At 73.5% G+C, this 25525-nt stretch carries 26 protein-coding genes and 1 riboswitch; of the genes, 7 read left to right on the top strand and 19 right to left on the bottom strand.

All coding sequences use genetic code 11. The features are described 5' to 3' along the window. Positions 1–27 precede the first annotated feature (27 nt). Positions 28–1134 (bottom strand): M24 family metallopeptidase, encoded by a 1107-nt coding sequence (locus OG286_RS31525; protein WP_405365934.1) that lies wholly within the window; start codon positions 1132–1134, stop codon positions 28–30. 206 nt (positions 1135–1340) lie between these two features. Between OG286_RS31525 and rpmG the strand changes: the two genes are divergently transcribed. Next, a complete protein-coding gene (gene rpmG / locus OG286_RS31520) occupies positions 1341–1505 on the top strand; it encodes a 50S ribosomal protein L33 (protein ID WP_405365933.1) in 165 nt (54 codons plus the stop codon). 38 nt (positions 1506–1543) lie between these two features. After that, positions 1544–1810 carry a type B 50S ribosomal protein L31 gene (locus tag OG286_RS31515; protein WP_405365932.1) on the top strand — a complete coding sequence of 89 codons (267 nt, stop codon included), beginning with the start codon at positions 1544–1546 and terminating at the stop codon, positions 1808–1810. 96 nt (positions 1811–1906) lie between these two features. Here OG286_RS31515 and OG286_RS31510 read toward each other — a convergent pair whose 3' ends face one another. Continuing rightward, a complete protein-coding gene (locus OG286_RS31510; protein ID WP_396321652.1) occupies positions 1907–2479 on the bottom strand; it encodes a helix-turn-helix domain-containing protein in 573 nt (190 codons plus the stop codon). A gap of 139 nt (positions 2480–2618) precedes the next feature. Here OG286_RS31510 and OG286_RS31505 point away from each other — a divergent pair, with 139 nt between their 5' ends. Continuing rightward, complete coding sequence (locus tag OG286_RS31505) at positions 2619–3515, top strand: EamA family transporter (RefSeq protein ID WP_396321653.1); 897 nt, start codon at positions 2619–2621, stop codon at positions 3513–3515. Between the two features lie 22 nt (positions 3516–3537). On the opposite strand, the gene OG286_RS31500 is transcribed toward OG286_RS31505, so the two are convergent. Further along, on the bottom strand, positions 3538–4686 hold the full coding sequence (locus tag OG286_RS31500) for a HoxN/HupN/NixA family nickel/cobalt transporter (RefSeq protein WP_396321654.1): 1149 nt from the start codon (positions 4684–4686) through the stop codon (positions 3538–3540). A gap of 32 nt (positions 4687–4718) precedes the next feature. Continuing rightward, a riboswitch (cobalamin riboswitch) is annotated at positions 4719–4911 on the bottom strand. A gap of 82 nt (positions 4912–4993) precedes the next feature. Between OG286_RS31500 and OG286_RS31495 the strand changes: the two genes are divergently transcribed. Next, a complete protein-coding gene (locus OG286_RS31495) occupies positions 4994–5422 on the top strand; it encodes an ArsR/SmtB family transcription factor (RefSeq protein ID WP_396321655.1) in 429 nt (142 codons plus the stop codon). Positions 5423–5577: 155 nt separating this feature from the next. On the opposite strand, the gene OG286_RS31490 is transcribed toward OG286_RS31495, so the two are convergent. Both OG286_RS31490 and OG286_RS31485 read right to left on the bottom strand, forming a co-directional pair. After that, entirely contained in the window at positions 5578–6057 is a 480-nt protein-coding gene (locus OG286_RS31490) for an SRPBCC family protein (RefSeq protein WP_396321656.1), read from the bottom strand. After that, positions 6054–6572, bottom strand: coding sequence for an RNA polymerase sigma factor (locus OG286_RS31485; protein ID WP_405365931.1), 519 nt, complete (start codon positions 6570–6572; stop codon positions 6054–6056). The genes OG286_RS31490 and OG286_RS31485 overlap by 4 nt, the downstream gene beginning before the upstream one ends. Before the next feature lie 105 nt (positions 6573–6677). On the opposite strand from OG286_RS31485, the gene OG286_RS31480 reads away from it, so the two are divergent. Next, a complete protein-coding gene (locus OG286_RS31480) occupies positions 6678–7163 on the top strand; it encodes a DUF3995 domain-containing protein (protein ID WP_405365930.1) in 486 nt (161 codons plus the stop codon). A 177-nt stretch (positions 7164–7340) separates the two neighbouring features. Here OG286_RS31480 and OG286_RS31475 read toward each other — a convergent pair whose 3' ends face one another. The 13 genes from OG286_RS31475 to OG286_RS31415 all read right to left on the bottom strand — a co-directional run bounded on the left by OG286_RS31475 (position 7341) and on the right by OG286_RS31415 (position 21526). Further along, entirely contained in the window at positions 7341–8150 is an 810-nt protein-coding gene (locus OG286_RS31475; protein ID WP_396321659.1) for an Fpg/Nei family DNA glycosylase, read from the bottom strand. 94 nt (positions 8151–8244) lie between these two features. Then, entirely contained in the window at positions 8245–9153 is a 909-nt protein-coding gene (locus tag OG286_RS31470) for an AAA family ATPase (RefSeq protein WP_396321660.1), read from the bottom strand. A gap of 256 nt (positions 9154–9409) precedes the next feature. Beyond that, complete coding sequence (gene aroQ, locus OG286_RS31465; protein WP_396321816.1) at positions 9410–9838, bottom strand: type II 3-dehydroquinate dehydratase; 429 nt, start codon at positions 9836–9838, stop codon at positions 9410–9412. A gap of 8 nt (positions 9839–9846) precedes the next feature. Then, a complete protein-coding gene (gene aroB, locus OG286_RS31460; RefSeq protein ID WP_396321661.1) occupies positions 9847–10953 on the bottom strand; it encodes a 3-dehydroquinate synthase in 1107 nt (368 codons plus the stop codon). Beyond that, positions 10946–11467, bottom strand: coding sequence for a shikimate kinase (locus tag OG286_RS31455; RefSeq protein ID WP_405359255.1), 522 nt, complete (start codon positions 11465–11467; stop codon positions 10946–10948). Before OG286_RS31455 ends, aroB begins: the two co-directional genes overlap by 8 nt. Further along, on the bottom strand, positions 11464–12648 hold the full coding sequence (gene aroC, locus OG286_RS31450) for a chorismate synthase (protein WP_396321663.1): 1185 nt from the start codon (positions 12646–12648) through the stop codon (positions 11464–11466). Before aroC ends, OG286_RS31455 begins: the two co-directional genes overlap by 4 nt. Before the next feature lie 334 nt (positions 12649–12982). Beyond that, the gene (locus OG286_RS31445) at positions 12983–13813 is read right to left on the bottom strand and encodes a shikimate dehydrogenase (RefSeq protein WP_396321664.1); all 831 of its coding nucleotides are present in this window, start codon (positions 13811–13813) and stop codon (positions 12983–12985) included. Positions 13814–13847: 34 nt separating this feature from the next. Then, positions 13848–15908 carry an endolytic transglycosylase MltG gene (gene mltG, locus OG286_RS31440; protein ID WP_405365929.1) on the bottom strand — a complete coding sequence of 687 codons (2061 nt, stop codon included), beginning with the start codon at positions 15906–15908 and terminating at the stop codon, positions 13848–13850. A 153-nt stretch (positions 15909–16061) separates the two neighbouring features. Continuing rightward, complete coding sequence (gene mltG, locus OG286_RS31435; RefSeq protein ID WP_405365928.1) at positions 16062–17339, bottom strand: endolytic transglycosylase MltG; 1278 nt, start codon at positions 17337–17339, stop codon at positions 16062–16064. Between the two features lie 90 nt (positions 17340–17429). Beyond that, the gene (gene ruvX, locus OG286_RS31430; protein ID WP_396321668.1) at positions 17430–17921 is read right to left on the bottom strand and encodes a Holliday junction resolvase RuvX; all 492 of its coding nucleotides are present in this window, start codon (positions 17919–17921) and stop codon (positions 17430–17432) included. Continuing rightward, complete coding sequence (gene alaS, locus OG286_RS31425; protein WP_396321669.1) at positions 17921–20590, bottom strand: alanine--tRNA ligase; 2670 nt, start codon at positions 20588–20590, stop codon at positions 17921–17923. Before alaS ends, ruvX begins: the two co-directional genes overlap by 1 nt. Further along, positions 20590–21045, bottom strand: a complete 456-nt coding sequence (locus OG286_RS31420) for a DUF6167 family protein (RefSeq protein ID WP_396321670.1) — start codon at positions 21043–21045, stop codon at positions 20590–20592. Before OG286_RS31420 ends, alaS begins: the two co-directional genes overlap by 1 nt. A gap of 4 nt (positions 21046–21049) precedes the next feature. Then, positions 21050–21526 carry a DUF948 domain-containing protein gene (locus OG286_RS31415; protein ID WP_396321671.1) on the bottom strand — a complete coding sequence of 159 codons (477 nt, stop codon included), beginning with the start codon at positions 21524–21526 and terminating at the stop codon, positions 21050–21052. Between the two features lie 303 nt (positions 21527–21829). On the opposite strand from OG286_RS31415, the gene OG286_RS31410 reads away from it, so the two are divergent. Both OG286_RS31410 and OG286_RS31405 read left to right on the top strand, forming a co-directional pair. Next, positions 21830–23989 carry an ATP-binding protein gene (locus OG286_RS31410; RefSeq protein ID WP_396321672.1) on the top strand — a complete coding sequence of 720 codons (2160 nt, stop codon included), beginning with the start codon at positions 21830–21832 and terminating at the stop codon, positions 23987–23989. 84 nt (positions 23990–24073) lie between these two features. After that, positions 24074–24400 carry a tetratricopeptide repeat protein gene (locus OG286_RS31405; RefSeq protein WP_405365927.1) on the top strand — a complete coding sequence of 109 codons (327 nt, stop codon included), beginning with the start codon at positions 24074–24076 and terminating at the stop codon, positions 24398–24400. A 209-nt stretch (positions 24401–24609) separates the two neighbouring features. Here the strand turns inward: OG286_RS31405 and rpsD are convergent, their stop codons facing one another. Beyond that, entirely contained in the window at positions 24610–25224 is a 615-nt protein-coding gene (gene rpsD, locus OG286_RS31400) for a 30S ribosomal protein S4 (RefSeq protein ID WP_063346792.1), read from the bottom strand. Positions 25225–25525 lie beyond the last annotated feature (301 nt).

Here is a 25525-nt window from a genome sequence, read left to right as displayed (position 1 = left end):
TGCGGCAGCCTCCCGGGCAGCCGCGGGTCACAGGGCGAGGAGCTCCTTGGTGGTGATGGTGAGCAGCTCGGGTCCGCCCTCTTCGAGGGGGCGCACGACGAGCGTGTCCTCGATCCGGACCCCGCCCTTGCCAGGGAGGTGGACCCCCGGGCCGACGGTGACCGGTACGCGGCTGTCCAGTTTACCCATGTCCGACGGACCGAGGCGCGGCGCCTCCCGGATCTCCAGCCCGATACCGTGGCCGACCGGGTGCGGCGAGCTCTCGGTGTGCCCGGCCGCCTGGAGGATCTCCCGCGCCGCCTGGTCGGGTACGTACTGCTCGACCCCGGGCCCGAGCGCCTCCCGCCCGGCCCGCTGCGCCCGGAAGACCAGCCGGTGCAGCTCGACCTGCCAGGGCGCGGGGGCGGCACCGATCACGAAGGTCCGCGCCGTGGAGACCCCGTACCCCCGGTACTGCGCGCCGAGCACCACGGTGAGGAAGTCGCCCTCCTCCACCCGCCGGTCGGTCGGCTGGTGCGCCTGCTGGCCCGAGTGGCTGCCGGTGCCGACCGAGACCGGGAAGGCCGCCCGGTCCGCGCCGTGGTCGATCATCCGGCGCTCCAGCTCCATCGCCAGATGCCGCTCGGTCCGGCCGACCAGGATCGACTCCAGCAGCTCGCCGAGCGCCTGGTCGGCGATCTCGGCCGCGATCCGCAGGTCGGCGATCTCGTGCTCGTCCTTGACCACCCGCAGCCGCTCGACCGCCTGCGCGAGATCCGCCAGCCGGACCCCCTCGGCCAGGCCCGCCACCGCCCGGTGCCGGCTCACGGTCAGATCGTGCTCCTCCACCGCGAGGTCCGACACCCGCAGCCGCGCCGCAGCCGCGGCGGCCGCCAGCGCGGTGTCCGCCCCCGCCGCCACGGGCACCTGGGTCACGTCCTCCGCGATCAGGTGCTCCCCGGTGTCGTCCGGCGGCAGGTCGTCCGGCAGCGCCAGCAGCACCCGCTCCCGGGTCAGCAGCAGCGTCGCCCCGCACGGCGGGCACCCGGTCAGGTACCGCACGTTCGCCGCCCGGGTGATCAGCGCCGCATCGGCCCCGGTCGCACTGCAGTGCTCCCTCAGCCGCTCCCGCCGGCCCGCGTACGCATCAGACATGCGTCGAGCCTACGGAGCCCCACCCCGATCCGCCCGCCGAGCACCCCCACCCGAGCACATGTCGCCCCGGGGGTCGGCAACGGGCCGCGGCGGGGGCCGGGAATGGGCAGGGGGGAAGCCGTGTTGGACCACATGAAAATGACTCCCATTGCGGAGTGCGGTTCGGGCCGACGCGAACCGCCCGAGAACCCACCAGGAGGACAGTCATGGCCCGCAGCGAACTTCGCCCGATCATCAAGCTCAGGTCCACGGCGGGGACGGGCTACACGTACGTGAGCCGCAAGAACCGCCGCAACGATCCGGACCGCATGGTGCTGCGCAAGTACGACCCGGCCGCCCGACAGCACGTCGACTTCCGCGAAGAGCGCTGACCCCGGACCCCGCCCGCACTCCCGAGAGGAGCCCCGCCATGAAGCCCGGCATCCACCCCGCCTACCGCCCGGTCGTCTTCCGCGACAAGGCCGGCGGCCTGGTGTTCCTGACCCGCTCGACCCTGACCCGCACGACCCCGGCCGGCGACCGGACGGTCGAGTGGGAGGACGGCAACGCCTACCCGGTGGTCGACGTCGAGATCTCCTCGGCGAGCCACCCGTTCCACACCGGCCAGTCCCGCGTGATGGACACCGCCGGCCGCGTCGAGCGGTTCCGCCGGCGGTACGGCGACCGGCACAGCTGAGCCCGTCCGCGCGAAACGCCGAAGCGGCGCCCGACCGACCCCCCTGAGGGCCGGTCGGGCGCCGCTTCACGTCCACGCTTCACGTCCACGGGCGGCTCAGCGCGGCGGCGGGACGGAGACCACCATGGTCAGCCGTACGGCGGCGGTCCCCGCGTTGCGGTAGGCGTGGGCGTAGGAGGCGTCGAAGGAGGCGGTGCTGCCGGCCGGCACCAGGTGCTCGCGCTCGCCGTGGACGAGGGTCAGCTCGCCCTCCTCGACCCGGATGATCTCCACCGTGCCCGCCGGGTGCGGCTCCGAGCCGTAGCCCTCGCCCGGCTCCAGCCGCCAGGCCCACAGTTCCAGCGGTCCGGGCGCCTCGACACCGTTGAGCAGTGTGCCGGTGCCACCGGACGGCCCGGTCCAGAGCGGGACGGCCTGGTCACCCGGGACGATCCGGACGCCCGCGCCCTCGTCGTAGTCGAGCAACCGGGCGATCGAGACGCCGAGCGCGTCGGCGAGCCGGACCACGGTGGCCACGCTCGGGTTGGTGCGGTCCTGCTCGATCTGGACGATCATGCCCCGGCTGACGCCGGAGCGGGCGGCGAGCGCGTCGAGAGTGTGGCCGCGCTCGGCGCGTACACGCTTGAGGTTCCGGGCGAGGGCCTGGGAGACGAGGTCGGGGTCGGGCACGCGGTCAGTCCAGTTCAGTATATTGATTCGAATAGTTCAGTTGAGTGGACTAAGCTGCCCACTCGGCAACGAGTCCATTCGACTGTACTGCGGGGTACATTGTGCTGTCCTACGTTCTGCGGGCCCTCCGGGTCGTCTCATGAGCGCCCTGCTTGCCCTCTCCGCCAGCCTGCTCTGGGGCCTGGCCGACTTCGGCGGCGGCGCGCTGACCCGCCGGCTGCCGGCGCTGGCCGTGGTGGTCGCCTCCCAGCTGACCGCCACCGTGCTGCTGCTCGCCGCCGTCCTGGCCACCGGCGGCTGGACGGACGTCTCCCCCGCCCTCTGGTACGCCGTCGCCGCCGGGGTGATCGGCCCGTTCGCCATGCTCGCCTTCTACCGGGCGCTCGCGCTCGGCCCGATGGGCGTGGTCTCGCCGCTGGCCACCATAGGCGTGGCGGTACCGGTCGGCGTCGGTCTGGCGTTGGGCGAGCGCCCCGGGCTCGGCCAGGCCGCCGGGATCGCGGTCGCCGTGGTCGGCGTCGTGCTGGCCGGCGGGCCGGAGCGGGGCGGACCGGCCGCTGCCCGGCGGGTGCTGGCGCTCACCCTCGCCGCCGCCTTCGGCTTCGGCGCGGTGATGGCCCTGATCGCGCACGCCTCCGCCGGCGGTGGGCTGCTGCTGGTGCTCTGCGTCCAGCGGCTCTGCAACGTCGCCGTCGGCGGCGGTGCGCTGCTGCTCAGCCTGCGCGGCAGCAAGGGCGGGGGCCGCAGCGGAGGCGGGCGCGACAGCGAAGGCGGGCGCGGCGGCCGGCTCCTGCCCGGCCTGCGGGACAGGCTCCCCGCGCTCACCGCGGTCGGCGTGGCCGACGTCGCCGCCAACGGCACGTACGCGATGGCCTCGCACAGCGGCTCGGCCGCGGTGGCCGCCGTGCTGGCCTCGCTCTATCCGGTGGTCACCGCGCTGATGGCCCGCGGGGTGCTGAAGGAGCGGCTGCGTCCCGTCCAGGTGGTCGGCGCCGGGCTCGCCGTGGCCGGGACACTCCTGCTCGCGGCGGCCTGACGGCCGCCGGCTGGTTCACGGGCTACTTCGCCGCCTCCGAGGCGGCCGGCTCCGCGCCCGGCGTCACCACCTGGGGGCTCCAGCGCTGCTCGACCCCCGCGACCCGCCAGTAGGCGATCGCCGCCGCCCAGACCACCACGAACAGCCCGACGATCGCGTAGCCGACGTTGTCCAGCGAGATGTCCGCGATCCAGCCGCTGACCGGGTCGGTGAGGTCCAGCTTCTCGTGCAGGACCCCGACCAGCTCGATGGTGCCGATGATGAACGCCACCGCGATCGACAGCCCGGTGATGGTCAGGTTGTAGTACACCTTGCGCACCGGGTTGGAGAACGCCCACTGGTACGCGAAGTTCATGAACGTCCCGTCCAGCGTGTCGAACAGGCTCATCCCCGCCGCGAACAGCAGCGGCAGGCAGACGATCGCGTACCAGGGCAGCCCGGAGGCCGCGCCCGAGCCGGCCATCACCATCAGGGTCACCTCGGTCGCGGTGTCGAAGCCGAGGCCGAGCACCATGCCGACCGGGAACATCTGGCCCGGCCGGGTGATCGAGCGGGTCGCCCGGTTCAGCACCCGGGCCAGGAAGCCACGCGAGTTGAGGTGCTCCTCCAGCTCGGCTTCGTCGAACTGCCCGGCGCGCATCGAGCGGAACACCTTCAGGATGCCGAACAGGGCGGCCAGGTTGAGCGCGCCGATCAGGTAGAGGAAGGCGCCGGAGGCGGAGGTGCCGACCACGCCGAGCCACTGGTGGGTGGCCGACTCGTCGTCCATCAGCGTGTTGGCCAGCTGCGCGCCGCCCGCCACCAGGGCGGCCATGATGACCACCATCGAGGAGTGGCCGAGGGCGAACCAGAAACCCACCGAGACCGGGCGCTTGCCGTCCGCCATCAGCTTGCGGGTGGTGTTGTCGATCACCGCGATGTGGTCGGCGTCGAAGGCGTGCCGCATCCCGAGGGTGTACGCGGTGATGCCCAGGCCCACCCCGAAGACCTGGGTGCCGACCTCGTACTTCTCCGGGGCGACCAGGAATATGAGCGTCCCGAACGCCACCACGTGCATGGCCAGGATCACACCGATCAACCCGGCCGTGCGGACGGTGTCCTCCCGCCTCCAGCGGAAAGTGGGCAGGACGGACGGCGCCGCCGGAGCAGCGGCGGTTTCGGGCACGGTCATCTGCGGATCACGCTCCAGCACCTCGTGGAAAGTCGTTCGTGAGATGCCGTGGCCGGTCTCCTGGCTGACGGGGCTTCCGTACCCGCCTTCCCAGGCGCGCGAGGCGCCCAGTGGCGTCGTGGGTACGGACGACTCCCCCGATCACAGTGGCGAGGGCCGCTCCGGACTTGAACCCCTGAGGGTTCGTCACCGGTCTTCCCGAGCACCACGGCGGGCAACACGGTAGGGCTCCCCGCATCACCCTTGCAAGGCTGCGCACCTGCGCAGGTGTCCAGGATCACAGGCCGGGGCCTGCGAGAATGTCCGCATGCATCTCGTACCGGCCGACCGCGCGGGTCAGCGCACCATCGACGGGCACCGGGTCTGCGAGGCCATCGCCGCCATCGGCGACACCGCGCACGTCCGGTCCTGGGCCGAGCGGTTCTCACTGCTCGCCGACCCGGGGCGGCTCTCCCTGCTGCTCGCCCTGCACCGCGCCGGTCCGCTCGCCGTCACCGACCTCGCCGTCGCCACCGGTATGCGCGACCCCGCCGTCTCACAGGCGCTGCGACTGCTCCGCACGGCCGGCGTGGTCACCGGAGACAAGGACGGACGCGTGGTGCGCTACCGGCTCGTGGATGATGCCATGCGCCCCCTGCTGGACGAATGCGCCGCCGCCGAGCACCACGAGCCGGCGCCCGACACCCCCGACGGCTCCGCGACCGACCGGCACGGGCCCACCGCCGCGGCCGGCTGACCCACCCGTCGCGGCTGACCCACCTGTCGGCCGACCCGCCCGGAAACCACCCCGGGCGAGGCCACCGGCCGCTCCGGGTGTGTCCGGCCGGCGGGGGCTCCTGAGCCGGCATCAACCGTTCCGGGCGACCGGGGCCACCCCTCCCGCGACCGGGGTCACCCCTCCCGCACCAGCCGCTCGAAGCGGCGGAGCGAGCGCCGGGCCAGCGGGTCGGTGGCGGGCCGCAGGGCGCGGGTGACCAGGCCGGCGGCGGGGAGACGGAAGGCACCGAGGAAGGCGAACCGGGTGCCGTCCGGCTCGGGGCGGGCGGCCATGCCGCCGAGCAGGAAGCGGCTGCGCATCAGGCACCAGCCGGGCGTCAGCTCGACGTCGAAACGGGCCCGCAGCCGGCTGTGGCCCACCACCAGGGCCTCGGTGCGGCCGCCCGCCGGGCCCGCGGTGAGGCGGACGGAGCGGAGGTCCGGCAGCCAGCGCGGCAGCCCGTCCTCCAGGTCCGCCGCGACGGCCCAGACCTGGTCGAACGGCGCGTCGATCACCGTCTCGCGGACGTCGGCGCCAGGGGTGACGGCGGCGATGACGTGCAGTCGGCGCACCGGGTCGAAGGCCGCCACCGGCCAGGGGTTCTGCGCGCTCACTGCTGCCACGCCCTTCGGAAGCTGAGTCGGGCCCGGGAGAGCCGGGACTTCACGGTGCCGGCCGCCACGCCCAGCAGGTCGGCGGTGGACCCCTCGTCCAGGCCCTCCAGGTCTCGCAGTACCAGGACGGCACGGTGCTCGGGACTGAGCCGGGCGAGGACGTCCTCGATGTCGGTGGCCAGCTGCGGATCACCGGGGCGGGGCAGTTCGGAGAGGTCGGCCGGGACGCAGCGGGCGACCCGCTTCACATGCCGGACGGCCTCCCGGACGGCGATCGAGCGGACCCAGCCGAACAGCGCGGCCGGGTCCTGGAGCTGGCCCAGCTTGCGGAAGACGGCGATCAGCGCCTCCTGGGTCGCGTCGGGGCCGTCGTCCAGGGCGATCGGGCCGCAGAGCCGGCGGACATAGGGCGTGACCAGCTCCAGCAGTCCGCTCACCGCCAGCTGGTCGCCGCGCTGGGCGGCGCGGACCAGGGCGGCGAGGTCGCTCGCGGTTCGGGTGTCGGGACCATCCACATCCGCATCAGAGGCGGCGGGAGGCCCGGACGTTCCCTCGCCCGGGCGACTTCCCGGTGTGACGCTCGTCACGGGAACGTCCGGCGGGCGGGGCCGCTCCTGCGGGTGACACACCGTCGCATCCCCTGGGGGACCACCGTGAACCGCCGCCGTACCGCCGCCCTCGCCGTCGCCACCGTGCTTGCCACCGACGGCCTGCTGCACCTCTACTGGGCCACCGGCAGCACCTGGCCGGCGGCCGGGCGGGCGTCGCTCTCCCAGGCCGTGCTCAACGCCGACGTGCCGTTCACCCCACCGGTCGTCCTCCCGCTCGCCGCGGCGCTGTTCACGGGGGCGGCCCTGGTCCTCGCCCGGGGCGGGGTACTGGACGGCCTGGCCCGCCGGGTGCCCGCGGTGGCGCTGCGCTGGGGCCCTCACGCGGTGGCCGGCGGGATGCTCGCCCGCGGGCTGGCGGGGCTGGTCTGGGCGGCCGGGATCGGAGCCGACACCGGCTCGGTCTTCTACGTGCTCAACCTGGCGCTCTACACGCCGCTCTGCCTGGCCGGCGCAGCCGCCGCCTGGTCGGTCGCCCGCGAGAGGGCGGACGGCTGACACGGCTTTTGCGGCTGACGGCTGACGGCTCCTGCCCGGCTCGGCTCAGCCGACCCACCGACCCACCGACCCACCGACCCACCAAGCCTCAGGCCGGGTCGGTTCGGATCGCGTAGGTTCGGAGTGGCGCGGCCGGGGGACCGCCCGGACCTGGTCGGCCCGCCGACCGGGCGGTCCTCAGGCCTGCTGGCAGGCCGGGCACCAGAAGAGGTTCCGGGCGGCGTGCTCCTCGGTCCGGACGTCGGTGCCGCAGACCAGGCAGGGCATAGCCGCGCGGCGGTACACGTAGACCTCGCCGCCGTGGTCGTCCACCCGGGGCGGACGGCCCATCGCCTCGGGCGTGTGCTCGGGGCGGACGGTGTCGATCCGGCCCGCGCCGACGCCCTCGTGCATCAGGGCGACGAGGTCGACCCAGATCGCGTCCCACTCGGCGCGGGTGAGGTCGCGACCGGCCCGGTGCGGGTTGATGCCGTGCCGGAACAGCACCTCGGCACGGTAGACGTTGCCCACGCCGGCCAGCACCTTCTGGTCCATCAGCAGCGCGGCGACCGTCGTCCGGCTGCCGGATATCCGCCGCCAGGCCGGCTCCGGGTCGGCGTCCGCGCGCAGCGGGTCGGGCCCGAGCCGGTCCGCGACGGCGGCCTTCTCAGCGCCGGTGATCAGCGCGCAGGTGTTGGGGCCGCGCAGGTCCGCGTAGGAGTCGTCGTTCTCCAGGCGCAGCCGGACCAGGCCGACCGGCTCGGGCGCCGGGCCCTCGCCGAAGGTGAACCCGCCGTACAGGCCGAGGTGGATGTGCACCCAGGAGCCGCCCTCGAAGCCGAGGAAGAGGTGCTTGCCGGTGGCCTCGGCACCCGTCAGCACCTGGCCGTCGACCAGCTCGGCGCTGTCGGCGAACCGGCCCTGCGGGCTGCTGGCCCGGACGGGGCGGCCGCCGAAGGCCCTGGCGTTCTCGGCGGCGAGGCGGTGGATGATGTGGCCTTCCGGCACGGGCGTCAGCTCCCCCGGGTGGTTCGACAGGACGCGTCCATCATCGCAGCCGACACCGACAGACCGGCCTGGCGCGGGCCCGGGGCCAGGCGGCTCAGCGGACCGGGATGCCCATCAGCCGTGCCAGGATCACCCGGTCCAGCTCGGCGGCGGTGGCGGCGACGTCCAGGTGCGAGTTGTCGATGATCGGCAGCCCGGAGTTGTACCAGCCGGCCATCCGCCCGTGGATCCGGGCCACCTCCTCGTCGCTGAGCCGCCGGTTGCCGCTGCGCCGTGCGTTGCGGCTGAGCACCGAGTCCAGGCTGGGCAGCAGCACGACCGGGATCATGCCGGGCCCGATGTGGCGTTTCCAGCCGCCGAGGCCGATCGCCGGGCGGTCCGGGAAGACGGCGTCGTCGATGATGCACGAGATGCCGTTGGCGAGGTAGTTGCGGCAGGCGAAGCCGCAGGTGCGGCGGGCCAGCCGGTACTGCGCCTCGGAGGCGTTGTTCCAGCCGGACTGCGGGTTGGCGAAGCCGGACTGCACCCACTCGCGGACGTCGTCCAGGCTGATGTGCGCGGTCGGCGTGGGCCGGCGCTCGGCCCAGTGCCGGGCGACGGTCGTCTTGCCGGCCCCGGCGGGGCCGATCAGCAGCACGGCGAGCGGCCCGGTGGGCGCGTGCGGCTGCGGGTGCGCCGGGAGCTGGACGGGCGCGCCGGAGGGCAGCAGGAAGTGCCCGGTGGACCCGGCGGGCACGGGCGCCGGGGGCTGAGCGGCGGAATGAGCAGGGGCTGCGGGGACGACCGGTGCCGCGGGTGCCATCGGACCGGGCGGCGGCACGGGCGCGCCCGGCGGCACCGGCGCCGGACCGGTCGGCGGGACGGCCGGGTGCCCACCGTACGGGGGCCGGCCCGCGGCCTGCGGTGCGACCGGCACGGGCACCACCGGCTGCGGGGCCACCGGCGAAGACTGCACCGCGGCCGGCGAAGGGTGCGCAGCCACCGGCGGAGGCTGCGGAGCCACCGATGGTGCAGAGACGGCCTGGGGCGCGCCCTGCGCCACCGCGCCTGTCGGCTGCGGCGGGGCCGGCGACGCCGCGGCGGTCGCGGTGCCGGGGTACGGCGGGACCGGTGGGGCGACGGGACGTGGGGGGACGTGCCCACCCCCGGCGTACTGCGTCACGGCCACCTCCCGACTTCCTCCAGCGGGACACTACACGTCGGCCCGGCAGCGGGCACAGTCCGCCGCCGGGCCGCTGACGAGGGCGGCCGCCCCCGCCTCAACGTGTGGTGAGCTGCTCCGCGAGCGCGCGCAGCGCCAGTTCGTACGAGCCGAGGCCGAACCCGGCGATCGTCCCGGAGGCGACCGCGGCGATCACCGAGGTGTGCCGGAAGGTCTCCCGGGCGTACGGGTTGGAGATGTGCACCTCGATCAGCGGGGCGGTCCGCTGGGCGGCGGCGTCGCGCATCGCGTACGAGTAGTGGGTGAAGGCACCCGGGTTGATGACCACGGGCACCCGGCCGTCGGCCGCCTCGTGCAGCCACTCCACCATCTGCTGCTCGGAGTTGGTCTCGTGGACTTCGACCTCGAAGCCGAACTCCTTGCCGAGCACGGTGCAGCGCTCGACCAGCCCGGCGTACGAGGTGGCGCCGTAGACGTCCGGTTCGCGGCTGCCGAGCCGGCCGAGGTTGGGGCCGTTGAGCACCATCACCCGGGTCACGAGGAGACCTCCGCGTAGGCGGCGGCCAGCAGCGACGGGTCGGGGCCCTCCAGGACGGAGGTCTTGCCGAGACCGTCCAGGACGATGAAGCGGATCAGGTCGCCGCGCGACTTCTTGTCGATCTTCATGGCGTCCAGCAGCTTCGGCCAGGCGTCCGCGCGGTAGCTCAGCGGCAGGCCGACCGAGGCCAGCACGGTGCGGTGACGGTCGGCCGTCTCGTCGTCCAGTCGGCCGGCCAGGCGGCCGAGTTCGGCGGCGAAGACCATGCCGATGGAGATCGCGGCGCCGTGCCGCCACTTGTACCGCTCGTTGCGCTCGATGGCGTGGCCGAGGGTGTGGCCGTAGTTGAGGATCTCGCGCTTGCCGGCCTCCTTGAGGTCCCCGGAGACCACGTCGGCCTTGACCTGGATGGCGCGGCGGATCAGCTCGACGGTGTGCGGCCCGGCCGGGGTCTTGGCGCCCTCCGGGTCGGCCTCGATCAGGTCGAGGATGGCCGGGTCGGCGATGAAGCCGCACTTGACGACCTCGGCGAGGCCGGAGACGTAGTCGTGCTTCGGCACCGTCTCCAGGGTGTCGAGGTCGGCCAGCACGCCCACCGGCGGGTGGAAGGCGCCGACCATGTTCTTGCCCTCGGCGATGTTGATGCCGGTCTTGCCGCCGACGGCCGCGTCGACCATGCCGAGCAGCGTGGTGGGCATCGAGATCCAGCGGACCCCGCGCAGCCAGGTCGCGGCCACGAAGCCGGCCAGGTCGGTGGTGGCGCCGCCGCCGAGGCCGACGATCACGTCGCTGCGGGTGAACCCGGTCTGGCCCAGCACCGACCAGCAGTACGCGGCGACCTCGACGCTCTTCGCGTCCTCGGCGTTGGGCACCTGCAGGACGATCGCCTCGTAGCCCTCGCCGAGCAGGTCCTCGCGGATCGCGTCGGCAGTGGCGGCCAGCGCCTCCGGGTGGATGAGCGCGACCCGCTTGGCCCCCCTTGTCCCGATACCGGGGGGTCCGATCAGCGGCGCCAGCTCGCCCAGCAGCTGGTGCCCGACCAGCACGTCGTACGGGTCGTGGCCGGCGCTGCCGCCGACGTGGATCGTGACGGTGTCACTCATGAGGGGTCTTCAGCTCCAGTGCTTCCAGTACGGCGTCCGCGACCTGTCCGGGCGTACGGCCGGCGGTGTCGACGACGGCGGTGGCCACCTCCAGGTAGAGGGGGCGGCGGGCCTCCATCAGCTCGCGCCAGCGGGCCCGCGGGTTGACGGCCAGCAGCGGGCGGGGGGCGTCCAGGCCGACCCGCTTGACCGCGTCGGCCAGCGGGACCTCCAGGAAGACCACCGGCAGCTCGTGCAGGAGCGCGCGGGTGGCCTCGGCCATGACGGCGCCGCCGCCGAGCGCGAGCACACCGTCGTGGGTCCCGGTGGCGGCGCGCACGGCGCCCGCCTCCAGCTCGCGGAAGTGCGGCTCGCCCTCGTCGATGAAGATCTCCGGGATCGGCTTGCCGGCCAGCTGCTCGATGTCGGCGTCGGTGTCCCGGAACCCGACGCCCAGGCGCTCGGCGAGCGCCCGCCCGACCGTGGACTTGCCACTGCCGGGCGGGCCGACCAGCACCACCAGTGGCGTGGTCATCGGACGATCAGGTTGTCCAGGTACCCCTGGACGTTGCGGCGGGTCTCGGAGACGTGGTCGCCGCCGAACTTCTCGCTCACCGCGTCGGCCAGCACCAGGGCGACCATCGCCTCGGCGACGATGCCCGCGGCCGGCACGGCACAGACGTCGGAGCGCTGGTGGTGGGCCTTGGCCGGCTCGCCGGTGCGCACGTCCAGGGTCTGCAGGGCGCGCGGGACGGTCGCGATCGGCTTCATCGCGGCGCGCACGCGCAGCAGCTCGCCGGTGGTGAGGCCGCCCTCGGTGCCGCCCGAACGGCCGGAGGTGCGCTTGATGCCGTCGGCGGTCGGCACGATCTCGTCGTGGGCCTGGGAGCCCGGCACCCGGGCCAGGTCGAAGCCGTCGCCGACCTCGACGCCCTTGATCGCCTGGATGCCCATCAGCGCGGCGGCGAGGCGGGCGTCCAGCCGGCGGTCCCAGTGCACGTGCGAGCCGAGGCCGACCGGCACGCCGTAGGCCAGCACCTCGACCACACCGCCCAGGGTGTCGCCGTCCTTGTGGGCCTGGTCGATCTCGGCGACCATCGCCTTCGACGCGTCGGCGTCCAGGCAGCGCACCGGGTCCTCGTCGAGGCGCGCCTCGTCGGAGGGCAGCGGCAGCACGCCGGCCGGGGCCTTGGCGGCGGCCAGCTCGACCACGTGGCTGACGATCTCGATGCCGCAGGTCTCCTTGAGGTACGCACGGGCGACGGCGCCGAGCGCGACCCGGGCGGCCGTCTCACGGGCGCTGGCGCGCTCCAGGATCGGGCGGGCCTCGTCGATCGAGTACTTCTGCATGCCGGCGAGGTCGGCGTGACCGGGGCGCGGGCGGGTCAGCGCCTCGTTGCGGGCGAGGCCGGCCAGCACCTCGGGGTCGACCGGGTCGGCCGACATGACCTGCTCCCACTTCGGCCACTCGGTGTTGCCGACCATGATCGCCACCGGGCTGCCCATGGTCTCGCCGTGCCGGACACCGCCGAGGAAGGTGACCTCGTCCTGCTCGAACTTCATCCGTGCGCCGCGACCGTAGCCGAGCCGGCGGCGCGCCAGCGCGTCGGCCACCACGGCGGTGGTGACCGGTACACCGGCGGGCAGGCCCTCCAGCGTCGCGACGAGTGCGGGGCCGTGCGACTCCCCCGCCGTCAGCCAGCGCAACGTACCCAACGGAGCTCCTTCATCAGCGGACCGGCCACGGGTGCAGCCGTGACCCGCCCGGGCGTGCCTTTGTCCCTGAATCCTTTCATGCCCCGGGCGCACCCGGGAGCAGAGTCCGGGTGACGGACAGCAACCGGCCAACCGACGGACGCAACGACCCGCGACCGGTGGCAGGACCTGCCGCAGTGGCACAAAATGCCACACCTGCATCCCGCGCCACGGCACGTCGTGCCGGCGCGGCAGGGCGCGCCGCAGCAGCACCCGCCGGACCACCCCGCCCGCGTCAGCGCCCTCCCGGGACCACCCCGCCCCCAGCAGCACCCGCCGGACCACCCCGCCCGCGTCAGCGCGCGGCGAGCGCCGCCTCGCCCGCCGCCCGGACGGCGGCCAGCGGGCCCGGCGTCCGGCCGGTGAAGCGCTCGCTCTGCAACACCGCCTGGTGCACCAGCAGGTCCAGCCCGCCCAGCACGGTCGCACCGCGCTCGGCACAGGCGGCGGCCAGCGCCGTCGGCCATGGGTGGTACAGCACGTCGAACAGCGCACCGGGCGCGGCCGGCAGCCCGGCGGCGAAGGCGTCGGTCGCGCCGACCGGCGTGGTGGAGACGGTGAGCGGCTGTGCCAGCGCCTCGGCGCCGCGCTCCCAGCCGGCCGTCCGGACGGCGACGCCCAGCCGCTCGCCCAGCTCGGCCATCTCCCGCGCCCGCTCGGGGGTGCGCACGTAGACGGTCACCTCACCGGTGCAGATCTGGGCCAGTGCCGCCAGCGCCGAGGAGGCGGTCGCCCCGGCCCCGAGCACCGCCGCACCCGGCACCTCGGTGATGCCGCGCTCGCGCAGCGCGTTGACCAGCCCGGGAATGTCGGTGTTGTCCCCGGTGCGCCGCCCGTCGGCGGTGAACACCACCGTGTTCACCGCCTCGACCGAGCGGGCCGTCGCGCTCACCTCGTCGAGCAGCGGGATGACCGCCCGCTTCAGCGGCATGGTGAGCGACAGGCCCGTCCACTGCGCCTCGTCCAGCCCGGCGAGGAAGCCGGGCAGCCCGGCCTCGTCCACCTCGAACCGGTCGTAGCGCCAGCCGTCCAGCCCGAGCGCCGCGAAGGCGGCCCGGTGCAGGTCCGGCGAGAGCGAGTGGGCGATCGGCGAGCCGAGGACGGCCGCCCGGTGCTTGCTGGTCAACGCTGCTTCTCCGTAGGCGAGTTACCCGCGCGGGCTACTTGGCGGTGGTGCAGTGGACGCGCACCTTGTCGAAGCCCTGGCCGGCCGCCTTGCAGTACTGCTCGACGTTGGCCGCGTGCTCCTTGTCCGTCTCCGCGAAGAGGGTGTGCGTCGGGTCCATCGCGATGAAGTACAGCCACTTCCCGTCCGCCGGGTGGGTCACCGCGTTGATCGCGGCCTCGCCGGGGTTGGAGATCGGCCCGGGCGGCAGACCCGGGTTGATGTAGGTGTTGTACTTGTTGGACGCGTCGTCGATGTCCTTCTTGTCGAGCACCTTGCGGCCGAGCGAGTACTGGAGCGTGGTGTCCATGCCCAGGCGGTGCTTGATCTCGCCGTCGGCCGCGAGGCGGTTCTGGATGGTCCTGGCCATCTTCGCGAAGTCGGGCGCATTGTTGCCCTCGCGCTGCAGGATGCTCGCCTCGATGACCACCTCGTAGCCGTTCTTCAGCCCCGCGGCGGCGGCCTGGGCGTCCAGGCCCTGATACTTCTCGGTGGCGTTCTTCACCATCTGCTTGAGGAGGTCCTCGGGCTTCATGCCCTCGGCGATGTTGTACCGGGTCGGCCAGAGGAAGCCCTCGATGTTGCCGTTCGCGTACGCCGGCAGGCCGAGGCCGGCCACCTGCGCCTTGGCGACGTCCGCCGTGGTGCCCTTCGGCAGCTTCAGCTTGTCGTCGATCTTGGCGTAGACCTCGGTGGAGTTCAGGCCCTCGGGCAGCACCAGCGCGGCGCCGCCGTTCTGCTCGACCAGGGCCTTGAGGGCGGCCGAGGCCGACATCTCCTTCTTCAGGGCGTAGAAGCCGTACTGGATGTTCCCGCACTTGGGCTCTTTGTCGCAGGCCTGGGTGTACGCCTCGACGCTCTTGACCACGCCGGCGGCCTTCAGGGTCATGCCCATCTGACCACCGGTCGCGCCCTGCTTGATCTCGACCTGCACGCTGGTGGTGCCCTCGCCCTGGAAGTCCGGGGGCGGGCCGAAGTGGTCCTGGTAGAAGCCGTATCCCCACCAGCCGGCACCGCCGGCCACGCCGAGCAGCACCAGCGCGACCACCAGGCAGGCGCCGCCGTTGCGACGGCCGGACTTCTTGCCCTTCTCCTTGCGCTTCTTCTTGCCCTCGCGGGTGTTGTCCTCCTCGCCGAGGAAGCCGGCGTGTTCGTCCTCGCCGCCCTCGGCGTAGTCGTCCCGGTGGTCGTCCCACTCGTCCTCGGCGGGCTCGGGCTCGGCCTCCGCCGGGTGGCCGCCTGCCTCCAGCGCGGCGGCCTCCGCCTCCCAGTCGATGCCGTCGGCACCGGGGCCGGCCGGAGCCGCGGCCTGCTGCTGCCGCCGGGCCGCGCGCCCACCCGGCTGCGGCGCCGCACCGGGCTGATCCGCACCGGGCTGCCCCGCACCGGGCCCGCTGACACCGGGCCCGCCGACGCCGGGCTGACCGGGCTGACCGGCGCCGGGCTGACCGGGCATCTGCTGCTGGGGCATGCCCTGCTGGCCCGCCCCCGGCTGGGGCACCTGCTGCGGGTAGCCCTGCTGCTGGCCCTGGAACCCCTGGGGGTTCTGCTGCTGGCCCGGGAATCCCTGCTGACCCTGCTGCCCTGGGAATCCCTGCTGACCCTGCTGGCCCCCGTGGCCCGGGAATCCCTGCTGACCCTGGTACCCGTGCTGGTCCTGGTAACCCTGCTGGTCCTGGTAGCCCTGCGGCCCGGGGAAGCCCTGGCCACCGCCCGGCACCTGGCCGCCCTGCTGCGGGTAGCCCTGCTGGCCGCCGCCGTACTGCGGCTGCTGCTGCCCCTGCGGGAACTGCTGCCCGCCGTACTGCTGCGGCTGCTGCTGCGCGTACTCGGCCGGGTAGCCCTGCTGCGGGTACCCCTGCTGAGCCGGCTGCTGCATCTGCTGCGGGTAGCCCTGCTGGCCACCGCCGTACTGCTGGGGCTGCTGAGCCTGCGGCTGCTGCTGCCACTGGCCGTCCTGCTGGCCGGGGACCGGCTGCTGGCCTCCGTACGCGGGATCACCGGGGTGCCACGGCTCGGAGCCCTGGGGGCCGTAGCCCCGACCCAGATCGGTCATTGATCCCCTTACACCGACGGAGACGGCCGGAGGATCGGACCGGCCGTCCCGGGACGGCGTCCCGGTTGTTTCTCGAACCGGCGTGCTACTGCATCGCCTGGAGGGAGACGTTACCGTACCGCAGACCGGTCACCGGCAGGGTCGACGCCTCGGTCAGTGCCCGCCCGGCGCAGCCGGCGAGGCCTCCGCAGAACCACTCCCCGATGCCCCCGAAGCCTCCGCAGACGCGCTCCCCGGGGAAGCCGACGCAGACGCCGACCCGCTCGCCTTGGCCGCGTTGTTGGCATTGAACTCCGCCACGTTCCGCTGCTGCACCTCGAAGCTGTCGGTGAACCGGGTGTCCCCCGGCTTCACGGTGACGAAGTAGAGCCAGTCCCCCTGCGCCGGGTCGACGGCCGCCATGATCGCCTGCCGCCCCGGGTTGCCGATCGGCGTCGGCGGCAGGCCGGCGTGCAGGTAGGTGTTGTACGGCGAGTCCAGCTTGGTCTCGCCGACCGTGGTGTTCAGGGTCGAGCGGCCGAGCGCGTAGTTGATCGTGGAGTCCAGCTGCAGCGGCATGTTCTTGGCCAGCCGGTTGTAGATGACCCGGGCCACCTTGGCCATGTCCTCGGTGTTGTCGGCCTCGCCCTGGACCATGCTGGCGATGGTGACCAGCCCGTACAGGCTCTGCCCGAGGTTCTGCGCGACGACGTCCGCGTCGTCCCTGGCGAACTCCTTGCCGGCCCGCTCGACCATCTGTTTCAGCAGGTCCACCGCGGTGGTGCCGTCGGTCACGCTGTAGGTCGCGGGGAAGAGGTACCCCTCGGGGCTGCCCTTGACGAACTCCGGCAGGCCCAGCTCGCCGGCCTGCTCCTGGGCCGCCTTCTGGGCGGTGCCCGCGGGCAGGTCCAGCTTCTTGTCGATCGCCGCGTAGATCTGGTTGCCGCGCCACCCCTCGGGGATGGTCAGGCCGTTGGCGTTGGCGGGGTCGACCAGGATCGCCAGTGCCGCGGCCGCCGACATCTTCTGCTTCAGCGTGTACGTGCCCGGCTGGATCCGCCCAGCGGCGGCCGCGCTCCCCTTCGCCGCCCGGGTGAAGGCGAGCGAGCTGGCCACCACGCCGTTGCGCACCAGCGCGGAGGCGATCTGGGAGAGCCCGGCCCCCTCGGGCACCGAGACCTGGACCTGGCCGCTGCCCGCCCCCGCGAAGTCGGCGGCGGCCGGCGGCTTCTGCTGCCCCCGCAGCCAGGTGTAACCGGTCAGGCCGATCCCGCCGAAGACGGCGACGAGGGCGAGCGCGGTCAGCCCGCAGGCCAGGCCGTTGCGCCGGCGGTGTGGATCGGGTGCATCGGGGTGGGGCCGGGGCGTGCCCGGCGCGCGGCCCTCCGGTTCCATCACCGGCGCACCGAGGTGGCCGGGCGTGAGCCCCGGGGTGAAGTCCTGGTCGGTCATTGCGCCCCCTCGGCGGTCCCGGAAACGGAGTGAGGGGCCCGTGCGGACGCGTCCGCACGGGCCCCTCACCGGGACGTTAGACCAGACCGATCAGCCGACCGCCTCGACGCTCTCGCCCGGCGGCCGCCCGCTCACCCGTTCGGACTCAAGGGCGGTCTGCAGGATCACCACCGCGGCGGCCTGGTCGACCACCGAGCGGCCCTTCTTCGCCTTGACCCCGGAGGCCCGCAGGCCGTGGGTCGCGGTGACGGTGGACATCCGCTCGTCGACCAGCCGCACCGGCACCGGGTAGAGCCGGTTGGCCAGCCGGGTGGCGTAGGCCCGGACCTTCTCGGCCGCCGGGCCCTCCTTGCCGCTGAGCGAGCGCGGCAATCCGACGATCACCTCGATCGCGTCGTACTCCTCGGCGATCGCGGCGATCCTGGCCTGCGACTTCACCCCGGCGGGGACGGTCTCCACCGGCGTGGCGAGCACCCCGTCGGGGTCGCAGGACGCGACCCCGATCCGGGCGTCACCGACGTCGACGGCGATCCGCCGCCCCCGCCGGAAGGGGGGCCGTTCAGCCTGGGGTTCCTCGACCATCAGTTGGCGCGCTCCGCGACCAGGCCGCGCACCGCGGCGATGGCCTCGCCGACCGCGCCCGGGTTGGAGCCGCCGCCCTGGGCGACGTCGTCCTTGCCACCACCGCCGCCGCCGAGGGTCTTGGCGGCGACCCGGACCAGCTCGCCGGCCTTGATGCCGCGCCCGCGGGCGTCCTCGTTGGTGGCGATCACGGTCAGCGGGCGGTCGTTGGCCACGGTGAAGGCGGCGACGACGGCCGGGCGCGCGCCGAGGCGGCCGCGCACGTCCAGGACCAGCTTGCGCAGCTCGTCCGCGCCGGTGCCGTCGGCGACCTGGGCGGCCACCACGGCGATGCCCTGCACGTCCTCGGCTGCGTCGGCCAGGCCCGCCGCGGCGGCCAGGACCTTCTCGGCACGGAAGCGCTCGATCTCCTTCTCGGCGTCCTTGAGCTTGGCGAGCATGCCCGAGATCTTCTCCGGCAGCTCCTCCGGGCGGCCCTTGACCAGCTCGGTCAGCTGGGAGACCACGGTGTGCTCGCGGGCCAGGAACTTGTACGCGTCCACGCCGACCAGCGCCTCGACACGGCGCACGCCGGAGCCGATCGAGGACTCGCCGAGCAGCTTCACCAGGCCCAGCTGGGCGGTGTTGCCGACGTGCGTGCCGCCGCAGAGCTCCTTGGAGAAGTCGCCGATGGTGACGACCCGGACCTCGTCGCCGTACTTCTCGCCGAACATGGCGATGGCGCCGGCCTTGCGGGCCTGGTCCATCGTCATGACCTCGGCGGTGACGTCCAGCTCGCGGGTGAGCACGTCGTTGATCTTCTGCTCGACGTCGACCAGCACGGTGCCGGGCACGGCGGCGGGCGAGCCGAAGTCGAAGCGGAAGCGGCCGGGTGCGTTCTCGGAGCCGGCCTGGGCGGCCGTCGGGCCGAGCGCGTCGCGCAGCGCCTGGTGGGTCAGGTGGGTGGCCGAGTGGGCGCGGGCGATCGCCCGGCGGCGGTCCACGTCGATGGTGGCGTACGCGGAGGCGCCGAGCACGACCTCGCCGAACAGCACGCCGCCGGAGTGCACGATGACGCCCGGAACGGGCTGCTGCACGTCGCGGATCTCCACCACGGCGCCGGAGTCCAGCCGGATCCGGCCGTGGTCGGCGAGCTGGCCGCCGCCCTCGGCGTAGAACGGGGTGCGGTCGAGGATGATCTCGACCTCGTCGCCCTCGCTCGCGGCCGGCGCCGGGAGGCCGTCCACCAGCAGGCCGACGACGGTGGCCTCGCCCTCGGTGAGCTTGTAGCCGGTGAAGACGCTGGCGCCGGACTTGTCGGCGACCTCGCGGTACGCGGCGACGTCGGCGTGGCCCATCTTCTTGGCCTTGGCGTCCGCCTTGGCGCGGTCCCGCTGCTCCTGCATGAGGCGGCGGAAGCCGGCCTCGTCCACCTGGAGGCCCTGCTCCTCGGCCATCTCCAGGGTGAGGTCGATCGGGAAGCCGTAGGTGTCGTGCAGCTTGAACGCCTGCTCGCCGGAGAGCACCGCGCCGCCGGCCTGCTTGGTCTCGGTGACGGCGGTGTCCAGCAGGCTGGTGCCGGCCTTCAGGGTCTGCAGGAAGGCCGCCTCCTCGCCGGCGACGACCGTCTCGATCCGCTTGCGGTCGGTCTCCAGCTCCGGGTACTGCGGGGCCATCGCCTTGATGGCGGTGTCCGTGAGGTCCTTGGCGACCACGCCGGTGGCGCCCAGCAGGCGCATGTTGCGGATGGCGCGGCGCAGGATGCGGCGCAGCACGTAGCCGCGGCCCTCGTTGCCGGGGGTGACGCCGTCGCCGATGAGCATCAGCGCGGTGCGGATGTGGTCGGTGACCACGCGCAGCGAGACGTCCGACTTGTGGTCGGCGCCGTAGGTGTGGCCGGTCAGCTCGGCGGCGCGGTCGAGGATCATCCGGCTGGTGTCGATCTCGAAGAGGTTGTCGACGCCCTGAAGGATGGCGGCGAGGCGCTCCAGGCCGAGGCCGGTGTCGATGTTCTTGCTCGGCAGGTCGCCGAGGATCTCGAAACCGTCCTTGCCGTCACCGTGGCCGCGCTCGTACTGCATGAAGACCAGGTTCCAGATCTCCAGGTAGCGCTCGCCGTTGACGGCCGGGCCGCCCTCCTCGCCGTACGCGGGGCCGCGGTCGTAGTTGATCTCCGAGCACGGGCCGCACGGGCCGGGGACGCCCATCGACCAGAAGTTGTCCTTCATGCCGAGGCGCTGGATGCGCTCGGACGGCACGCCGATGACGTCCCGCCAGATCTGCTCGGCCTCGTCGTCGTCCTTGTAGACGGTGATCCAGAGCTTCTCCTTCTCCAGGCCGTAGCCACCGTCCGCGATGGGGGTGGTGAGCAGCTCCCAGGCGAACTTGATGGCTCCTTCCTTGAAGTAGTCACCGAAGGAGAAGTTGCCGCACATCTGGAAGAAGGAGCCGTGCCGGGTGGTCTTCCCGACCTCCTCGATGTCCAGGGTGCGCACGCACTTCTGGACGCTGGTGGCGCGCGAGAACTGCGGCTTGACCTCGCCCAGGAAGTACGGCTTGAAGGGCACCATGCCGGCGTTGACCAGCAGCAGGGTGGGGTCGTCGGCGACCAGGGACGCCGACGGAACGACGGTGTGGCCGCGCTCCTCGAAGAAGCGCAGCCAGCGGCGGCGGATCTCTGCCGACTCCATTAGTGGTCCTTCCGGTTCGGGGTACCGCCCGGCTGCGGCAGCGCGCGGCGGGGCGTCTTTTCGATGGCTTCGGGGGTGGTGCGGGCACTGCTGGACGGAGGCAGGGCGGCGGCCGGGCTGCCGGGCGCCGCCGAGATAGCTCGGTACTGGGGCTCGCGCGAGGGGGGCAGCCCGGAGCGCTTCCCGGGAAGCCCGGCGGCCCCGCGGCGGCGGGGCTCGACGACGGCGGTGCCGTCCAGTCCGAGGTCCTCGCGCAGCTGCTCCTCGCGCTCGGCCATGCCGGCCTTCACGTCCTGCGCGAAGCGCTTCGCCGCGTCGCCCAGGTGCAGCGCACCGCGCGCGGCGGTGCCGGAGAGGCTGTCCGGGGTGAGCCGGTGGACGGCCTCGTTGGCCTTGTTCATGGCCCAGACGGTGGCGCCGGCGCCGACCGCCATCCAGAAGATGCGTCGCACCATGCCGTCAGCCCCTCACCGCACGCCGGACCCGGGCGAGCAGGCCGCTCCTGGGCGCCGTCGCGGCGCGCACCTCGGCCCGGATCAGCCGGGCCAGCTCCTCGCGCTCGCCCGGCTGGGTGGGCAGCGTCAGGGTGCCGTTCTGCTTGGCGACGGCCTTGCGGACGCCGTAGCTGAAGGCCGCGACCTTGACCAGCGGCCCGCCCAGGGTGGCCGCGACGGTGGAGGAGAGCGCATTGGCGTTGGCGGCGGCGTCCTGCACGTTGGCGGTGATCTCGTCCACCCGCTCCAGCTGCTCGTTGGCGCTGCGCACGGCGGCGCCCGCGTCGGTCAGCAGCGGCACGGCCTGTTCGGTGACGGCGGAGACCAGGACGGTGGCCTCCTTGAGCACCCGCGAGAGCCGGACGAGGACGACGGCGAGCAGGGTGACCAGGACCGCCCAGAAGACGGCGACGAGCAACCCGGCCAGCTCTCCCACGGACACCTTGTGCGCTCCCTCGCCTTGCTGTTCTCCGAGGGAACCCTATCGCGCCGACGCCGGGTTTCCCGACCGGGTTGTCGCCCGTCGGGCTCCCGCGATCCGGTCGGGTGTGCGAGCCGTGCGCGTAACCTCCGGCTGGTCACCTCGTTCCACCGGGCGGGCCGTCGCCGGGGCGGTCCGAGCGACGTCCGGGCCGTGAGGGTCCGGGCCCGGACCCGGGAGCAGCGGTTGGCCGGCGACTCGACAGCGGAGCCGAGAGGGACGGCGGCGCGGCGGACACCGGCGCCCGGCCGGCTGCCCGCGGAGGTGACCAGTTTCGTCGGGCGGCAGGAGGAGCTGACCGCCCTGGCCGGGCTGCTGGCCGCCTCCCGGCTGGTGACGGTGACCGGGCCGGGCGGGGTGGGCAAGAGCCGGCTGGCGGTGCGCGCGGCGGCCCGGGCGGCCGACGCCTTCCCGGACGGCACCTGGCTGGTGGAGGTGGCCCCGGTGCAGGACCCGCTGCTGCTCGGCCACGCAATGCTGGAGGCACTGGGGCTGACCGACGGCACCGCCCGGGCGCCCCTGGACGTCCTGACCGAGCAGCTGGCCGGGCGCCGGCTGCTGATCGTGCTGGACGGCTGCGAGCACCTGGTGCAGCCCTGCGCCGAGCTGGCCGACACGCTGCTGCGGGCGGTGCCGGGCCTGCGGGTGCTGGCCACCAGCCGGGAGGCGTTGCGCACCTCGGGCGAGCACCTGCTGACGCTGGCGCCGCTGCCGGTCGGCGCCGTCCGCCCCGGCGTGCTGCCGGACGCGGTGCGGCTGTTCGCCGACCGGGCGCGGGCGGTGCTGCCGTCCTTCGAGATCACCCCGGCCACCGCCGAGGGGATCGCCCAGCTCTGCCGCCGGCTGGACGGCATCCCGCTGGCCGTGGAGCTGGCGGCCGGCCGGCTGCGCGCGCTGTCGGTGGAGCAGATCAGCGCCCGGCTGGACGACCGCTTCCGGCTGCTCACCGGCGGGTCCAGAACGGCGCTGCCGCGCCATCAGACGCTGCGGACGACGATCGGCTGGAGCCACGAGCTCTGCACCGTGCAGGAACGTTTACTCTGGGCCCGCCTCTCGGTCTTCGCCGGCAGCTTCGACCTGGAGGCCGCCGAGTACGTCTGCGCCGGCGAGGGCCTCGAACCGGACGGGCTGCTCGACCTGCTGACCGAGCTGATCAACAAGTCGGTGGTCATGCGGCTGGAGGCACCTCCCGGCCGGACCGGCGCGGAGAGCGCCGTCGGCGTCCGCTTCCGGCTGCTGGACACGCTGCGCGAGTACGGCGGGCACTGGCTGCGCGCCGCCGGCGAGGAGCAGCGGCTGCTGCGCCGCCACCGCGACTGGTACCTGGGCGTGGCCACCTGGGGCGAGGTCGAGTGGTTCGGCCCCCGGCAGGCCGAAACCGCCGAGCGAACCGGGCTCGCCCACCCCAACCTCCGTGCGGCGCTGGAGTTCTGCCTCGCCGAACCGGGCGAGGAGCAGCTCGCCCTCCTGCTGGCCGGCACGCTCTGGTTCTACTGGGTCGGCTGCGGCCACCTCGGCGAGGGCCGGCACTGGCTGGACCGCGCGCTCGCCCTCGACCCCCAGCCGACCGAGGCCCGCGCCAAGGCGCTCTGGGTCACCGGCTACATGGCCACCCTCCAGGGCGACCTGGTCTCCGCCCGCCCCGCCCTGGAGGAGTGCCGCCGGCAGGCGCTGGACACCGGCGACGACCGGGCGCTCGCCTACGCCGTCCACCGGCAGGGCTGTGCGGCGCTGATCGGCGACGAGCCGGCCCGCGCCGCCGAGCTGTTCGAGGAGGCGCTCTGGCACTACCGGACCATCGGCGAGCTGAACAGCAACGTCCTGATGGCCATGTTCGAGCTGGGCATCGCCTACCTCTTCCAGGGCGACCAGGAGAGCGGCGACCTCTGGCTCGGCCAGGTCCGCGAGCACTGCGAAGAGCACGGCGAGCAGTGGGCGTACGCGTACGGGCTGTACGCGCTGGCGTACTCGCACTGGCTGAACGGCGACATCCGGCCGGCCCGCGCGCAGGCCCGGAAGAGCGTCCGGCTCAGCCACCTCTTCCGCGACCTGCTCGGCATCGTGCTGGCGATCGACCTGCTGGCACTGTTGGAGACCGCGCCGGCCGGCCCGGGTGAGCCGGGCGACCTCCGCGAGGCCCGGGTGCTGCAGGGCGCCGCGCACCGCATCTGGCAGGCCGTGGGCAAGCCGTTCTTCGGCTCGCGCACGTTCAACGGCCCGCACCGGGAGTGCGAGGAGCGGGCCAGGGCCGGCCTGACCGGGCAGGAGTTCACCGACTGGTTCGACTGCGGCACCCGGCTGGACCTCGACGCCGCCGTCCACCGCGCCCTCGGCGGCGACGGCCGGGCGGACGGCCCGGGGCCGCTGCCCGGCCCCTTCCCGGTGCCGCCGGCGCCCCGCCCGTCACCGGTCAGGAATAGTTGAAACTTGTCCATTGCTCAACCGGGCAGCACCACTCGGCGCCGTCGCACCGGTACCGGCCGCCGAGCAGACCCGGAAGGAGCAGCCGTGGCCATCCACACCGCCGCCGACGAGTACCGCCTCGCCAAGTTCCACTTCGAGTCCAAGGCCTACTCCGACGCCGCCCGCATGCTGGAGGGCGTCCTCACCGAGGAGCCGGCCAACCTCGCGGTCCGGCTGCTGCTGGCCCGCAGCTACTACCACTCGGCCCAGCTCTCCCGGGCCGAGGCGGAGCTGCGCCGCATCCTCGACGCCGCCCCGGCCGAGGACTACGCCCGGCTGATGCTCGGCCGGACGCTGGAGCGCCAGGGCCGTCCCGAGGAGGCCCGCCCGCACCTGCGGCTGACCGCCGCGATGACCGGCGAGGACATCTGAGAGGGCATCCGAGCGGCCCGGTCCCGCCCCGAGCCGAAGGACGCACCGGTGCCGAAAGCGAGAGACCGATGAAGCGACCGACGCAGGAGGGAGCGATGAGCGTCGGCGCCGGGTCCGAGCACCCGGAGACGAGCAGCAAAGGGGCGAGCCCCCGCCGCCTCGAAAGGCGGCGGGGGCTCGCTGGGTACGGCAGGCGTACCGCTCGCGGGTCAGCGCGAGTAGTACTCGACGACGAGCTGCTCGTCACAGATCACCGGGACCTCCTTGCGCTGCGGCGCACGGTCCAGGCGGAAGGCCAGGGCCTTCAGGTTGACCTCGAGGTACTTCGGGGTCTGGCCCTCGCCCGCGTAGCCACCCTCACGGGCGACCTGGAACGGGACCTTCTCCTTGCTGCGCTCGCGCACAGTCACCACGAAGCCCGGCTTCATCTGGTACGACGGCTTGTTGACCTTGCCGCCGTTGACCTCGATGTGGCCGTGGACGACCATCTGGCGGGCCTGGTAGATGGTGCGGGCAATGCCCGAACGCAGCACCAGGGAGTCCAGACGGGTCTCCAGCTCGGCGACGAGCGCCTCACCGGTCTTGCCCTCGGCCTTCTTGGCGCGGTCGAACGCGCGCGCCATCTGCTTCTCGCTCAGGTCGTACTGGGCGCGCAGACGCTGCTTCTCGAGCAGACGGACCTTGTAGTCCGAGTTCTGCTTGCGGCCACGGCCGTGCTGGCCGGGCGGGTACGGGCGGGCCTCGAAGTACTTGACGGACTTCGGGGTCAGCGGCACGCCGAGCGCACGCGCGATCTTGACCTTGGGACGCTTCTGGTTCGCCATGAACCAAACCTTCCTTGCTTACGAATACGGCTTCACCAGGTGTTGACGGAGGTCGCTCGTCGCGGTCCGGAGGAAAACCGCACCGCCCACGGGCAGTGTGGTCAGCCGTTCTCCGAGGCCGGGCACGGAAGTGCTTGCACACGAGTGGCCCACCGAACCGGGGTTGGTGGGCTGCACGCGACACCGAAACGGTGCGCGACGCTCCTGAAGACCCCGCGAGGGGTCTACCGCCGGTGCCCCGCTGGTGCGGCCGGTCGGTCAGGGTCTCCCCTGCCGCCGTCCCGGGACACGGCACTCCGCA

The sequence above is a fragment of the Kitasatospora sp. NBC_00039 genome (assembly GCF_045160625.1).
Taxonomy (GTDB): Bacteria; Actinomycetota; Actinomycetes; order Streptomycetales; family Streptomycetaceae; genus Kitasatospora.
The sequence above is the reverse complement of the archived record's forward strand: the minus strand, read 5'-3'. Positions and strand labels throughout refer to the sequence as shown.